Origin of the sequence: Mycobacterium tuberculosis H37Rv (genome assembly GCF_000195955.2) — a bacterium.
Lineage (GTDB): Bacteria > Actinomycetota > Actinomycetes > Mycobacteriales > Mycobacteriaceae > Mycobacterium > Mycobacterium tuberculosis.
In genome coordinates, this window is the sequence record NC_000962.3 from 288407 (window position 1) to 302864 (window position 14458).

A 14458-nucleotide genomic window follows, 5' to 3' on the forward strand; every position below is an offset into this window, starting at 1 on the left:
GGGGCCCAAAAGGGGCTGGCGATGGCAGGTGGTACCAAGCGACTACCGCGTGCTGTCCGAGAGCAGCAGATGCTCGATGCCGCCGTGCAGATGTTCTCGGTTAACGGCTACCACGAGACCTCGATGGACGCGATCGCTGCCGAGGCGCAGATCTCCAAGCCGATGCTGTACCTGTACTACGGCTCCAAGGAAGACCTGTTCGGCGCCTGCCTGAACCGTGAGATGAGCCGGTTCATCGACGCGTTGCGTTCCAGCATCAACTTCGACCAGAGCCCGAAAGACTTGCTGCGCAACACCATCGTGTCGTTCCTACGCTATATCGATGCCAACCGGGCGTCGTGGATCGTGATGTACACCCAGGCCACCAGCTCCCAAGCGTTCGCGCACACGGTGCGTGAGGGGCGCGAACAGATCGTCCAACTGGTGGCCGAGTTGGTGCGGGCCGGCACCCGCGGCCCGCTTACGGACGCCGAAATCGAGATGATGGCCGTCGCGCTGGTGGGCGCCGGCGAGGCAGTGGCCACCCGGCTCGGTATCGGTGACACCGACGTTGACGAGGCGGCCGAGATGATGATCAACCTGTTCTGGCTCGGCCTCAAGGGCGCGCCGGTGGATCGGCTCGAGACCGGGCACTGACCTGCGCGGTATCGGCCACTGAGATGTGGGTGTATTTTAGATGCAGATGTAAATTCGATGTATGATTCGAACGCAAGTCCAGCTCCCAGATGAGCTTTACCGGGACGCCAAGCGGGTCGCGCACGAGCACGAAATGACCCTTGCCGAGGTCGTTCGTCGCGGGCTGGAGCACATGGTGCGGATCTATCCGAGGCGCGATGCGGCGTCCGACACCTGGCAGCCGCCCACGCCGCGTCGACTCGGTCCGTTTCGTGCGTCCGAAGAAACGTGGCGCGAGCTCGCCAACGAGGCGTGAGTAGCCCGTGCTCTCGATCGATACGAATATCCTGCTGTACGCGCAGAACCGGGATTGCCCCGAGCATGACGCCGCCGCCGCCTTCCTCGTCGAGTGCGCTGGTCGAGCCGACGTCGCAGTCTGCGAACTCGTGCTTATGGAGCTGTATCAATTGCTGCGGAATCCTACGGTGGTGACGCGACCGCTCGAGGGCCCCGAGGCGGCGGAAGTCTGTCAGACGTTCCGTCGCAACCGGCGGTGGGCGCTCCTCGAGAACGCTCCGGTCATGAACGAGGTGTGGGTGTTGGCGGCCACGCCTAGAATTGCTCGCCGGCGCCTATTCGATGCCCGGCTGGCACTGACCTTGCGCCATCATGGTGTCGACGAATTCGCCACTCGAAACATCAACGGCTTCACCGACTTCGGCTTCTCACGCGTGTGGGACCCGATAACGTCGGATGGCTGACCACGCCGGGCCGATCCGCGTGGCCCCGGCTATAGACCCCGCACGGTAGCGGTCAGGTGGGGGTATCCCTTGGCCATATTGCGCAGCGTGAGATCCCAGCCGCCATCGCCTTCGGCGACGTAGAGTCCCGCGGTGGCCGGCAGCAGCACCGGCTTGGCGAACCGAACCGAATAGCGCACCGCGTCCGGAAAACGGGCTTCGATATTCGCCAATACCGCCGCGGCAGTGAACATCCCGTGCGCGATGACGGTGGGGAAGCCGAACAGTTTCGCCGCGATCGGGTTGGTGTGGATCGGGTTGTGATCGCCGCCGACGGCGGCATAGCGGCGGATCTTCGCCGGGGTGATCCGCAGGACCGCGGCGGGCGGGGGTAGCTTGGGCTTTTTTTGCGGCGGCGGTTTGGGTTCGCCGGACAAGCTGGTGCGTTGTTGATGCAGGAACGTCGTCACCTGGTGCCAGGCGACATCGTTGCCGACGCTGACGTTGGTCACCAGATCGACCAGCAGGCCCCTGCGGTGTTCGCGCAGATTCTCCGCGCGCACCCGCACGCCCACCGCGTCGGTGACCGCGATCGGCCGGTATTGCGTGATGTGGTTCTCGGTGTGTATCGCTCCCATTGCGGCGAACGGGAAGTCGAAGCCGGTCACCAACGACATCACCGATGGAAAAGTCAACGCGAACGGATAGGTCAACGGCACCTGGTTGCCGTAGCGCAGACCGGTGACCGCCGCGTAGGCCGCGACGTTGGCGGGGTCGATCGGCAGCTCCTCGACGGTCACCGTCCGGTTGGGCAGCTGGTCTGTCCGGGGCACCACGGGTAGCGCCCCGGCCGCCGCGCGCAGCAGGTTCTTCAGGCCGCTGGGTTGAGTCACTACTGTCCCCTCACGCGCCGATCATGGCCTGGCCGCAGACACGAATGACGTTGCCGGTCACCGCGTTTGACGCCGGGCTGGCGAAGTAGGCGATGGCCTCGGCGACGTCGACGGGCTGCCCGCCCTGCAGCAGCGAGTTCAGCCGGCGGCCTACCTCACGGGTGGCCAGCGGGATGGCGGCCGTCATCTGGGTTTCGATGAATCCCGGTGCCACGGCGTTGATCGTGATGCCTTTCGCGGCCAGGCCGGGTGCCAGCGCCTGGGTGATGCCGATCATCCCGGCCTTGGTGGTGGCGTAGTTGGTCTGGCCGCGGTTGCCGGCGATGCCGGCGATCGACGACAGCCCGATCACCCGACCACCCTCTCCGATGCTGCCGTTGCCCACCAGACCCTCGGTGAGCCGCAACGGGGCAAGCAGATTGACAGCCAGGACGGCGTCCCAACGCGCATCGTCCATGTTGGCCAGCAGCTTGTCACGGGTGATGCCGGCGTTGTTGACCAGGATGTCGGCCTTGCCACCGTGGTGGTCGCGCAGGTGCTCGCTGATCTTGTCGACGGCATCGTCGGCGGTGACGTCGAGCCACAGCGCGGTGCCGCCCACCTTGCTGGCGGTTTCGGCCAGGTTCTCGGCGGCGGACTCCACATCGATGGCGACCACGTGGGCGCCGTCGCGAGCGAACACCTCGGCGATGGTTGCGCCGATGCCGCGGGCCGCGCCGGTCACAATGGCGACCTTGCCGTCCAGCGGCTTCTCCCAGTCGGCCGGCGGTGTGGAATCGTCCGCCCCGACAGAGAAGACTTGGCCGTCGACGTAGGCCGACTTGGCCGACAGCAGGAATCGCATGGTCGACTCGAGGCCGGTAGCTGCGGGCTTGGCGTCCGGCGACAGGTAGACCAACGCCGTTGTCGCACCGCGGCGCAGTTCCTTGCCCAGCGAGCGGGTGAAGCCCTCCAGCGCGCGCTGCGCGATCCGCTCGTTCGTGCTGGCGGCCGCTTCGGGTGTGCCGCCAACAACCACCACGCGCCCGCAACGGCCGAGATTGCGCAGTACCGGAGTAAAGAACTCGTGCAGCCCCTTGAGCCCGGCCGGCTCTGTGATGCCGGTGGCGTCGAAGACCAGCCCGCCGAACGAGTCCGCCCAGCGCCCGCCCAGGTTGTTTCCTACCAGGTCGTAGTCCTTTTCGAGTGCCGCGCGCAGTGGTTCGACGACCCTGCCGGCCCCGCCGATCAGCAGCGACCCGGTCAGTGGCGGTTCGCCTGCTCGATAGCGGCGAAGCGTCTCGGGTTGCGGAACACCCAATTGCCTGGCCAAAAACGATCCTGGACCGGAGTTGACAACCTGCGAGAACAGATCGGACGAACGCTTGGGAGCCACTTCAGCTGCCTTCCGTATCGTGTGGGGGTCGGGCGCGCCAATACACGTAACCGTATCGAGGACTAACTTACTTCAGAGTAAGAACAGTGGGTAGTATGGCCCTCAACGGCCGATCCCCCGAACTGATCAACGGAGAAAACAGTGGCCCCTGCTGCTAAGAACACTTCACAGACCAGGCGGCGAGTCGCCGTACTGGGCGGCAACCGCATCCCGTTCGCCAGATCGGACGGTGCCTACGCGGATGCGTCCAACCAGGACATGTTCACCGCGGCGCTGAGCGGCTTGGTGGACCGATTCGGACTCGCCGGCGAGCGGCTGGACATGGTGGTGGGCGGTGCGGTGCTCAAACACAGCCGCGACTTCAATCTAATGCGCGAATGCGTGCTGGGCTCCGAACTCTCGCCGTACACGCCGGCGTTCGACCTGCAGCAGGCCTGCGGGACGGGCCTGCAGGCCGCGATCGCGGCCGCCGACGGCATTGCCGCCGGGCGGTATGAGGTGGCCGCCGCTGGCGGGGTGGACACCACCTCGGACCCGCCGATCGGCCTGGGCGACGACCTGCGCCGCACCCTGCTCAAGCTGCGCCGATCTAGGTCCAACGTGCAACGCCTCAAGCTGGTGGGCACGCTGCCGGCCAGCCTGGGCGTGGAGATCCCCGCCAACAGCGAGCCGCGCACCGGGCTGTCGATGGGCGAGCACGCCGCCGTCACCGCCAAGCAGATGGGCATCAAACGCGTAGACCAGGACGAGCTGGCCGCCGCCAGCCATCGCAATATGGCCGACGCCTACGACCGGGGTTTCTTCGACGACCTGGTCAGTCCGTTTTTAGGGCTGTACCGAGACGACAATCTGCGGCCTAACTCCAGCGTCGAGAAACTGGCCACGCTGCGTCCGGTCTTCGGAGTGAAGGCCGGTGACGCGACGATGACGGCCGGCAATTCGACTCCGCTGACCGACGGCGCCTCGGTGGCATTGCTGGCCAGCGAACAGTGGGCGGAGGCACACTCGCTGGCTCCGCTGGCCTATCTCGTGGATGCCGAGACCGCCGCGGTCGACTATGTCAACGGCAACGACGGCCTGTTGATGGCGCCGACCTACGCGGTACCCCGGCTGCTGGCCCGTAACGGGTTGAGCCTGCAGGACTTCGACTTCTACGAAATCCACGAGGCGTTTGCCTCCGTGGTGCTCGCGCATCTGGCGGCGTGGGAGTCCGAGGAGTACTGCAAGCGGCGGCTGGGCCTGGACGCCGCGCTGGGGTCGATCGATCGGTCCAAGCTCAACGTCAACGGGTCGTCGTTGGCCGCCGGGCACCCCTTCGCGGCGACCGGTGGGCGGATTTTGGCGCAGACCGCCAAGCAGCTCGCCGAGAAGAAGGCGGCGAAAAAAGGCGGCGGACCGCTGCGCGGGCTGATTTCGATCTGCGCGGCCGGCGGCCAAGGTGTGGCCGCGATTTTGGAGGCCTGACGCTGACGGCTCGGTAAGTGCCTCGCGGGAAGTCCCGAGTGGCCGGTGGGCCGCCCAAAGAAATGTGTTGCGGGTGGTTTGCGCCCTGAGCAGATGGGTACCCGATCACTCGGATAGCCCCGTGTTGTTGTCTGACCCCCGACCCCGACGGCAATGCGGGGCAATCCCCTGGAAAGGGCCGCCGCTGGTGGGAGGGGACCCAGCGGCGGTCTTTTTGGGCTTGCCCCATCGTTCGTTGACTCTGCGTCCACCACGCAAAAGTGCGAGTAACCCGTCCGGTGGACGCAGAGTCAACAGATAAGGATCAGAACGCGGCCTCGTCGAGTTCCATGATGTCGTTGTCCAGCGTCTCGATCACCTCGCGGGTGCTGGTCAACAGCGGCAAGAAGTTCTTCGCGAAGAACGACGCCACCGCGACTTTGCCTTCGTAGAAGGACCGCTCGTCGCCGGTGGCACCCGCGTCGAGTGCCGCCACCGCCACCGCGGCCTGACGCTGCAGCAACCAGCCGATGATGAGGTCACCGACGCTCATCAAGAAGCGCACCGAACCCAAGCCCACCTTGTAGAGGCTGGTGACGTCCTGCTGCGCGGCCATCAGGTAGCCGGTCAGTGCGGCCGCCATGCCCTGGACGTCGGTGAGCGCCTTGGCCAGCAGCGCGCGTTCGGTCTTCAGCCGGCCGTTGCCAGCACCGCTGTCGACGAACTCCTGGATCTGGCCTGACACGTGCGCCAACGCCACGCCCTTGTCACGGACGATTTTGCGGAAGAAGAAGTCTTGTGCCTGGATGGCGGTGGTGCCTTCGTACAGGGAGTCGATCTTGGCGTCCCGGATGTACTGCTCGATCGGATAGTCCTGCAAGAAGCCGGATCCACCCAGGGTTTGCAGGCTTTCAGTGAGCTTGGCGTAAGCCTGTTCGGAGCCCACACCCTTGACTACCGGCAACATCAGGTCGTTGACCTTGACGGCCAACTTGGCGTCCACACCGTGCACCACCTCGGCGACAGCCGCGTCCTGGAAAGTGGCGGTGTAGAGGTAGAGCGCACGCAGGCCCTCGGCGTAAGCCTTCTGGGTCATCAGCGAGCGGCGCACGTCGGGGTGATGTGTGATCGTCACCCGGGGCGCGGTCTTGTCGGTCATCTGGGTCAGGTCGGCACCCTGCACGCGGGACTTGGCGTACTGAAGCGCGTTGAGGTAGCCGGTGGACAGCGTCGCGATGGCCTTCGTGCCGACCATCATGCGGGCCTGCTCAATGACCTCGAACATCTGCGCGATGCCGTTGTGTACCTCGCCGACCAGCCAGCCCTTGGCGGGGACGCCGTGTTGGCCGAACGCCAGTTCACAGGTCGCCGAGACCTTTAGGCCCATCTTGTGTTCGACGTTGGTGACGAACACGCCATTGCGCTCGCCGGGTTCGCCGGTTTCGACGTCGAACAGGAACTTGGGCACGAAGTACAGCGACAGGCCCTTGGTGCCGGGACCGGCGCCCTCCGGGCGAGCCAGCACCAGGTGGAAGATGTTCTCGAACAGGTCGCCGGAGTCACCCGAGGTAATGAACCGCTTGACGCCGTCGATGTGCCAGGACCCGTCGGCCTGTTGGACAGCTTTGGTTCGGGCAGCGCCCACATCGGAGCCGGCATCCGGCTCGGTGAGCACCATGGTCGATCCCCAGCCGCGTTCGGCGGCTAGGACCGCCCACTTCTTCTGCTCCTCGGTGCCGAGGTGGTAGAGGATCTGGGCGAAGCCCGCGCCGCCGGCGTACATCCATACCGCCGGATTGGCGCCCAAGATGTGCTCATGCAGCGCCCAGACCACTGCCTTGGGCATCGGCATGCCCCCGAGTGCCTCGTCGATGCCGACCTTGTCCCAACCGGCTTCCAGCATCGCGTTGACTGACTTTTTGAACGATTCCGGCAGCATCACCGAGTGGGTTTTCGGGTCGAAAACGGGCGGGTTGCGGTCCCCTTCGACGAACGACTCGGCCACCGGCCCCTCGGCCAGCCGGCTGACCTCGGCCAGCATGTCGCGGGCGGTGTCGACGTCGACGTCGCTGAATTCGCCATGGCCCAAAGCTTTGTCGACGCCCAGCACTTCGAACAGGTTAAAAACCTGGTCACGGACGTTGCTCCGGTAGTGGCTCACTGCCGATCCTCCTCGTTGAGAGTGCCACCTCAGGGTTGGGTAGGGTTGGGTACTCGAAACCAAGTTACCCACCAGTAACACCGTCAAAATATATCCGTTGCATAGGTCAATGCAAGTTGATGTGAGCTACATTGCACCAACTAACTAACCAACCGGTTGGGTTAGCGGTGATCCTGGCCGTGTCGGTCCTCTCACCTGCGGCGATAGCGATCAAATGAAGAATATGCGGAGTCTAGGGCGGCAGCGCCTGGCAGCGTAGATCATCGGCTCACGCGGATGCGGCCTCTTGGTACGGACATGCGCGCGGATGTCCGGCGAGTAGGGTCGGATGCGAAAACTACGTCCTCGGCTCTAGGGGCGAATGAAGTTCGGTGAACTCAACGAACAACCTGACGCCGTCCTCACTGCGGGAGGCCTTCGGCCATTTCCCGACCGGGGTGGTGGCCATCGCTGCGGAGGTCGACGGAGTGCGGCAAGGCTTGGCAGCCAGTACCTTTGTCCCGGTCTCGCTGGAACCGCCGCTGGTGTCGTTCTGTGTGCAGAACACCTCGACGACATGGCCGAAACTCACCGGCGTGCCGATGCTGGGCATCAGCGTGCTCGGCGAGGCCCATGACGCCGCAGTGCGCACACTGGCCGCAAAAACTGGGGACAGGTTCGCCGGTTTGGAGACGGTATCCAACGACGCCGGCGCCGTCTTCATCAAGGGCACCAGCGTGTGGCTCGAGAGCGCGATCGAGCAGCTGGTCCCGGCGGGAGATCACACCATCGTGGTCTTACGGGTCAACCAGGTCAAGGTGGATCCCAACGTAGCGCCCATTGTGTTCCATCGCAGCGTGCTCCGCCGACTCGGCGTCTAAACGTCTATACGGACGCCCACTTGGTCTGTCCGGACAACATAGCGGTCAGCGGCCCATTCTGGTTGCGATAAATGATGGTAGATCACGTCATTTTGCTTCCAGTAGTCGTGCCCATGTTTGAGAGGCACAACTATTGGTCGCTTTCATTCGTTGCGCGCAGACCGGTCTTTGTATGACGATGATGGGAAGTTCTATCTGCCGCCAAAAGCAGAATGGCAGGACGCAGGATGAAGCGATGAGCCGACCCGCCGGAACCGGTTTCCGGGAACGGGTGGGATGCATGCCCACTTGAGGTCTCGCGGCAGGCGGTGGAGCGTGGCAAAAACGTCGCATCGGGTGAGCAGCGCCGATGGCATGAGTAAGCGTATTTTGCGTTTGATAATCGCGCAGAGCGGCTTCTATAGCGCCGCACTTCAGCTCGGGAATGTCTCGATCGTTCTACCGTTTGTGGTAGCCGAGCTCGACGCCGAATTGTGGATAGCGGCTCTTATTTTTCCTGCATTCACGGCCGGTGGGGCGATCGGGAATGTGGTCGCGCCGCCGGCGGTGGCCGCCGTTCCACGCCGTCACCGATTGTTCATTATTGTGTCCTGTTTGGCCGTCCTGGCTGGCGTCAATGCCTTGTGCGCAACCATCGGCAAAGGAAGCGTCGCTGGAATCCTATTGGTGGTCAATGTGACGCTGATCGGGGTCGTTTCGGCGATCTCCTTCGTCGCCTTCGCGGATCTGGTGGCGGCTATGCCATCAGGAACCGCCCGAGCCCGCATTCTTCTTACCGAGGTCGGAGTAGGGGCGGCTTTGACGGCCGTGGTGGCGGCGACGCTGTCATTCGTACCCGACCAACACCCATTAAGCAGGAACATTCACCTACTGTGGACGGCAGCCGTGGCAATGGCTATCTCGGCGGCCATATGCCGGGCATTGCCTCACCGGATCGTCCCCAGGGTCCATGCGGCGCCCGGTCTGCACAAACTCGTGTACGTCGGTTGGACGGCTATCCGAACCAATGGTTGGTATCGTCGGTACCTGCTTGTGCAGGTACTCTTTGGCTCGGTCGTGCTCGGGTCCTCGTTCCACAGCATTCGCGTCGCCGCCGTACCCGGGGACCAGCCCGACGAGGTCGTTGCCGTCGTCCTTTTCGTCTGCGTCGGACTCTTGGGTGGGATCGCGTTGTGGAACCGCGTCCGGGAGAGATTTGGCCTGGTCGGTTTGTTTGTCGGCAGTGCACTCGTTAGCATCGCCGCGGCAGTGCTATCCATCGCATTCGATTTGGCCGGAGCGTGGCCCAACGTCGTCGCCATCGGTCTGGTGATTGCACTGGTATCCATCGCCAATCAAAGCGTATTCACCGCAGGCCAACTGTGGATTGCCCGTGACGCCGAACCCGGCCTGCGAACATCCCTCATCTCCTTCGGCCAGCTCGTCATCAACGCAGGCTTAGTCGGTATGGGTTTGGCGCTGGGGTTGATTGCCCAGGATCACGATGCGGTGTGGCCGGTGATGATCGTTCTGCTGTTGAACCTGACGGCTGCCTACTCAGCGACGCGGTTCGCTCCAGCCAAGTCCGTGGATGTTCGTGGCTTGCCTCAGGTTTCGCGCACTTCCCGACCTAAAACCGGGGGTTAGCGGCGAAACAGCTTGCTGCCCAGCCATACCACCGGATCATACTTGCGGTCGGCGACCCGTTCTTTCATCGGGATCAGGGCATTGTCGGTGATCTTGATGTTTTCTGGGCACACTTCGGTGCAGCACTTGGTGATATTGCAGTAGCCCAGGCCGTGCTCTTCCTGTGCTTGGCTGCGTCGGTCCCGGGTGTCCAGCGGATGCATTTCGAGTTCGGCGATTCGCATCAGGAAGCGGGGGCCGGCGAACGCATCCTTGTTTTCCTCGTGATCGCGAACTACGTGGCAGACGTTTTGGCACAGGAAGCATTCAATGCACTTGCGGAACTCCTGCGAGCGTGCAACGTCGACTTGCGCCATTCGGTACTCGCTGGGCTGTAGCTCCTTGGGTGGCGCGAAAGACGGGATCTCGCGCGCTTTTTGGTAGTTGAACGAGACGTCGGTAACAAGATCGCGAATCACCGGAAACGTCCGCATTGGGGTGACCGTGACGATCTCGTCCTCGTCGAATGTCGACATCCGCGTCATGCACATCAGTCGCGGTTTGCCGTTGATCTCGGCCGAGCAGGATCCGCACTTGCCAGCTTTGCAATTCCAGCGCACTGCGAGATCCGGTGTCTGCGTCTGTTGTAGACGGAGGATGACGTCCAGCACGACCTCGCCCTCGTTGACCTCCACGGTGAATTCGCGGAGTTCGCCACAGCTTTCGTCTCCGCGCCACACCCGCATACTCGCGCTGTACGTCATTTAGCCTCTCCGTCCTGGATGCTCGGCCAGCTCTTCGTCGGTGTAGTATTTCTCCAACTCCGAGATCTCGAAGAGCTCCAGCAAGTCGGGTCGCATGGGCGTTTGCAGCTGCTGGGTGACGTTGATGTGGCAGTTGGAGTCGCCGGACCCGCTGCCACCGGTGCCCATGGTTTCGGTGGCCCGGCATACCAGCAAGATCCTGCGCCAGTTGGGGTCCATACCGGGATGGTCGTCTCGGGTGTGGCCGCCTCGGCTTTCGGTGCGCTGTAGCGCAGCTCTGGCCACGCACTCGCTGACCAGCAACATGTTGCGCAGGTCGATGGACAGGTTCCAGCCCGGATTGTATTGACGGTGACCTTCGACGAGTACGTTGTGGTAGCGCGACCACAGCTCGGCCAAAAGAGTCAGCGCCCTGGATATTTCGTCGGCGTTGCGGATGATACCGACCAGATCGTTCATCACGTACTGCAAGTCCATATGCAGCGCGTACGGATTCTCCGGCGCCGAGCCGTCTTTCGGTCCTTCGAAGGGGCTCAGCGCCTGCTGGGCCGCCGCATCGATAGCCTCCGCTGAAACCGCTGGCCGGCTGCTCAGTGCCCGTACGTAATCCGCTGCGCCCAGGCCGGCCCGCCGGCCGAATACCAGCAGATCGGACAGCGAATTGCCGCCCAGCCGGTTGGAGCCGTGCATACCGCCGGCACACTCACCGGCAGCGAACAGGCCTGGCACCGTGGCGGCGCCGGTGTCCGCGTCTACTTCGACACCGCCCATCACGTAGTGACACGTCGGCCCGACTTCCATTGCCTGCGTTGTGATATCGACTTCAGCGAGCTCTTTGAACTGGTGATACATCGACGGCAATCGCCGTTTGATCTCGGCGGGTGTCAGCCGGGATGCGATGTCGAGGTAGACGCCGCCGTGCGGGGTACCGCGGCCGGCCTTGACCTCTGAGTTGATCGCGCGCGCGACCTCGTCGCGGGGCAGCAAGTCCGGGGTGCGTCGGGCCGAGTCGTTGTCCTTAAGCCACTGGTCGGCCTCTTCCTCCGTCTCGGCGTACTGGCCCTTGAACACCGGCGGAATGTAGTCGAACATGAAGCGAGAGTTCTCCGAGTTTTTGAGCACTCCGCCGTCGCCGCGAACACCCTCAGTGACCAGAATTCCCTTGACACTGGGCGGCCACACCATGCCCGTCGGGTGGAACTGGACGAACTCCATGTTGATCAGCGTCGCCCCGGCCCGCAGTGCCAACGCGTGCCCGTCTCCGGTGTACTCCCAGGAGTTGGATGTCACCTTGAACGACTTGCCGATCCCGCCAGTGGCAAGCACCACCGCTGGCGCCTCGAACACGATGAACCGGCCGCTTTCCCGCCAGTAGCCGAAGGCTCCGGCGATCGCGCCTTGGTCCTTGAGCAGTTCGGTGATGGTGCATTCGGCGAACACTTTGATCCGCGCTTCGTAGTCGCCGAGCTCGGCGTGGTCCTCCTGCTGCAGCGAGACAACCTTTTGCTGCAGGGTGCGGATCAACTCCAGGCCGGTGCGGTCGCCGACGTGCGCCAGTCGCGGATAGGTGTGTCCGCCGAAGTTGCGCTGACTGATTCGGCCATCGTCGGTGCGGTCGAACAGCGCGCCGTAGGTCTCCAACTCCCAGACCCGGTCCGGCGCCTCCTTGGCGTGCAGCTCGGCCATACGCCAGTTGTTCAGGAACTTTCCACCGCGCATCGTGTCGCCGAAGTGAGTCTTCCAATTGTCCTTCGGGTTGGCGTTGCCCATCGCGGCCGCGCAGCCGCCTTCGGCCATGACCGTGTGGGCCTTGCCGAATAGGGATTTGCACACGACGGCTACTTTCAAGCCGCGTTCCCGCGCCTCGATGACCGCGCGTAACCCCGCGCCGCCGGCACCGATCACGACTACGTCGTAGGAGTGCCGCTCGACCTCAACCATAAAACCTCGCTCAGCTTCTGAAACGATCCTTCAGCCAATAAATCTGAGATCTGTGATGCTGCCACTGGCCACCAGCATGATGTAGAAATCGGTGAGCGCCAGGGTCCCCAGCGTGATCCACGCGAATTGCATGTGTCGGGTATTGAGCTTGCTGACCTGTGTCCAGATCCAGTATCGCACTGGGTGCTTGGAGAAATGCTTGAGCCGACCGCCGGTGGCGTGCCGGCACGAATGGCACGAGATGGTGTATGCCCACAGCAGAACCACATTGATCGTCAAAATGACATTGCCCAAACCGAAGCCGAATCCGGACGGCGAGTGAAATGCCGCGATCGCGTCATAGGTGTTGATCAGCGACACCACCACCGCGATATAGAAGAAATACCGGTGGGTGTTCTGGACGATCAGCGGAAGCCGGGTTTCACCGGTGTAATGAGCCCGCGGCTCGGGCACTGCGCAGCTTGTCGGCGACTGCCATACCGACCGGTAGTAGGCCTTGCGGTAATAATAGCAGGTGAGCCGGAATCCAAGCAGGAACGGTAATACCATCGCTCCCAACGGAATCCACCCTGGAAAATGCCCGAACCAGACGCCGAGATGACTGGCGCCGGGCTGGCAGGACGCGCTGACGCACGGCGAGTAGAACGGCGTCAGGTAATGATATTTTTCCACCCAGTATTGGCTGCCCCAGAACGCCCGAGTGGTCGCATAGCAGATGAACGCCAAAAGACCGAGGTTGGTCAGCAGCGGTGGCAACCACCAGAGGTCGGTGCGAAGCGTCCGTTCTGGGATTTGTGCGCGGGTGGGTGTGAAAACGCCGATCGCAGGACGGTTCGCCGTGGGTGCGCTCATCTAATGTGATCCTCTTCGCGTGTTATCTCGTCGAAGGGTACACAGAGAACGGCCCCCTTTTTCTGGGGGGCTCGGTTGTTCAGTACCTGTGACCTCCGACACCCTCATCGTCGACATCGCGCCAAAATTCGCGATCGTACTCGGTGTCGGGGATGGCGATTTTCTCGCTGGGTTGCGGTACGGCGGCCCGTTCCAGGTCTAATTCAGAGACGTCGGTGTCGAGCAATTCGATGTCGGTGAGGATCCGGTCGGCATCGATCACGATGCGACGCGTTGCCGGGTTGTCGCCGAATCGCGCCTTCAGTGCGGTCACGCACCGCCGCAGTCCGCCGACGAGGTCGTGCAGTTCGGCGAGTTCGGCAGTCGTGGACAATGGGTGCTCCCTGGGCTGGCGGTGTTACAGATCACAGTACGCTCCCGATACTAGCTATCGACGGACGGAGTCGTTGGGTCTACTCGGCCCAATGGCATGATCCGGCGGACCCATCGGCCCGGCCGGATCATGCCGTATCGCGAACTACTTCGTGATGGCGATGCGCTGCGCCTGAGTTTCGGCTGGGGCCTTGTAGGCGCCGGCAACCCGGACGGTCAGCACACCGGCGTCATAGGAAGCCGCGATGGCCTCGCTGGTGACGTGCGCGGGCAGCCGGAACGAGCGGCGGAATGATCCGTAGCGGATCTCACGCAGGGTGCGGCCGTCTTTGTCTCCGGCGTCTTGCGTGTGCTCGTCGCGGTGTTCGCCGCGGATCACCAGGCGGCTCACCGGCTGGCCAGGGTCAAGCTCGACGTTGACGTCCTTGTCGACGTCAATGCCGGGCAGTTCCAAACGGACCACCGCGTCGTCGCCATCCTTGACGATCTCGGCGGCCGGCGTGAAGTCTCCGGCGACCGGGCGGTACCAGTCCGTCGTCGCGGCAGGGCCGAAGAAGTCACGTAGCCAGCGGTCCCAGGGCTCAACGTCCCACACCGGACGCGACCACAATGCGAGATTGTTCATGGTTATCTCCTCATGCTTCGTTGTGAGTTAGCTGTGTCCGGCGCGTTGCCGGCCCGCTATACCAAGAACCTGAGTCGACCACGCTTAAGTTCCACCTCGGCGTTCACCGGAAGCGAACACTGTCACACAGCCGGTCGCCAGGTGTGATCACAGCGTCATATGTGCGTCACATTCGGCGATTTTTCGGTAATTTGCCCCTCATACCCTCAGAC

At 63.3% G+C, this 14458-nt stretch carries 14 protein-coding genes and 1 other RNA gene; 7 read left to right on the forward strand and 8 right to left on the reverse strand.

Annotated features, from left to right (window positions below):
• Positions 1-21: 21 nt before the first annotated feature.
• The 3 genes from Rv0238 (at position 22) to vapC24 (ending at position 1376) form a co-directional block, all read left to right on the forward strand.
• The gene (locus Rv0238; protein NP_214752.1) at positions 22-636 is read left to right on the forward strand and encodes a transcriptional regulator; all 615 of its coding nucleotides are present in this window, start codon (positions 22-24) and stop codon (positions 634-636) included.
• Positions 637-697: 61 nt separating this feature from the next.
• Positions 698-931: an antitoxin VapB24 gene (gene vapB24 / locus Rv0239; protein NP_214753.1), complete on the forward strand. Its 234-nt coding sequence runs from the start codon at positions 698-700 to the stop codon at positions 929-931.
• Between the two features lie 7 nt (positions 932-938).
• Positions 939-1376 carry a ribonuclease VapC24 gene (gene vapC24, locus Rv0240; protein NP_214754.1) on the forward strand — a complete coding sequence of 146 codons (438 nt, stop codon included), beginning with the start codon at positions 939-941 and terminating at the stop codon, positions 1374-1376.
• A 29-nt stretch (positions 1377-1405) separates the two neighbouring features.
• Here the strand turns inward: vapC24 and htdX are convergent, their stop codons facing one another.
• Both htdX and fabG4 read right to left on the reverse strand, forming a co-directional pair.
• Positions 1406-2248 carry a 3-hydroxyacyl-thioester dehydratase HtdX gene (htdX, locus tag Rv0241c; protein ID NP_214755.1) on the reverse strand — a complete coding sequence of 281 codons (843 nt, stop codon included), beginning with the start codon at positions 2246-2248 and terminating at the stop codon, positions 1406-1408.
• Positions 2249-2258: 10 nt separating this feature from the next.
• The gene (gene fabG4, locus Rv0242c) at positions 2259-3623 is read right to left on the reverse strand and encodes a 3-oxoacyl-ACP reductase FabG (RefSeq protein ID NP_214756.1); all 1365 of its coding nucleotides are present in this window, start codon (positions 3621-3623) and stop codon (positions 2259-2261) included.
• A 141-nt stretch (positions 3624-3764) separates the two neighbouring features.
• On the opposite strand from fabG4, the gene fadA2 reads away from it, so the two are divergent.
• The gene (gene fadA2, locus Rv0243; protein ID NP_214757.1) at positions 3765-5087 is read left to right on the forward strand and encodes an acetyl-CoA acetyltransferase FadA; all 1323 of its coding nucleotides are present in this window, start codon (positions 3765-3767) and stop codon (positions 5085-5087) included.
• A 110-nt stretch (positions 5088-5197) separates the two neighbouring features.
• Positions 5198-5299, forward strand: a non-coding RNA gene (F6, locus tag RVnc0008) — Putative small regulatory RNA.
• 92 nt (positions 5300-5391) lie between these two features.
• Here the strand turns inward: F6 and fadE5 are convergent.
• Positions 5392-7227 carry an acyl-CoA dehydrogenase FadE5 gene (gene fadE5, locus Rv0244c; RefSeq protein NP_214758.1) on the reverse strand — a complete coding sequence of 612 codons (1836 nt, stop codon included), beginning with the start codon at positions 7225-7227 and terminating at the stop codon, positions 5392-5394.
• A 371-nt stretch (positions 7228-7598) separates the two neighbouring features.
• On the opposite strand from fadE5, the gene Rv0245 reads away from it, so the two are divergent.
• Positions 7599-8087 (forward strand): oxidoreductase, encoded by a 489-nt coding sequence (locus Rv0245; RefSeq protein NP_214759.1) that lies wholly within the window; start codon positions 7599-7601, stop codon positions 8085-8087.
• A 315-nt stretch (positions 8088-8402) separates the two neighbouring features.
• Positions 8403-9713: an integral membrane protein gene (locus tag Rv0246; RefSeq protein NP_214760.1), complete on the forward strand. Its 1311-nt coding sequence runs from the start codon at positions 8403-8405 to the stop codon at positions 9711-9713.
• On the opposite strand, the gene Rv0247c is transcribed toward Rv0246, so the two are convergent.
• The 5 genes from Rv0247c to hsp all read right to left on the reverse strand — a co-directional run bounded on the left by Rv0247c (position 9710) and on the right by hsp (position 14246).
• Entirely contained in the window at positions 9710-10456 is a 747-nt protein-coding gene (locus Rv0247c) for a succinate dehydrogenase iron-sulfur subunit (RefSeq protein NP_214761.1), read from the reverse strand. The two genes, Rv0246 and Rv0247c, sit on opposite strands and share 4 nt — an antisense overlap.
• A complete protein-coding gene (locus tag Rv0248c; RefSeq protein NP_214762.1) occupies positions 10457-12397 on the reverse strand; it encodes a succinate dehydrogenase flavoprotein subunit in 1941 nt (646 codons plus the stop codon).
• Positions 12398-12427: 30 nt separating this feature from the next.
• The gene (locus Rv0249c) at positions 12428-13249 is read right to left on the reverse strand and encodes a succinate dehydrogenase membrane anchor subunit (protein ID NP_214763.1); all 822 of its coding nucleotides are present in this window, start codon (positions 13247-13249) and stop codon (positions 12428-12430) included.
• A 79-nt stretch (positions 13250-13328) separates the two neighbouring features.
• Positions 13329-13622 (reverse strand): hypothetical protein, encoded by a 294-nt coding sequence (locus Rv0250c; protein NP_214764.1) that lies wholly within the window; start codon positions 13620-13622, stop codon positions 13329-13331.
• A gap of 144 nt (positions 13623-13766) precedes the next feature.
• A complete protein-coding gene (gene hsp, locus Rv0251c; RefSeq protein ID NP_214765.1) occupies positions 13767-14246 on the reverse strand; it encodes a heat shock protein in 480 nt (159 codons plus the stop codon).
• Positions 14247-14458 lie beyond the last annotated feature (212 nt).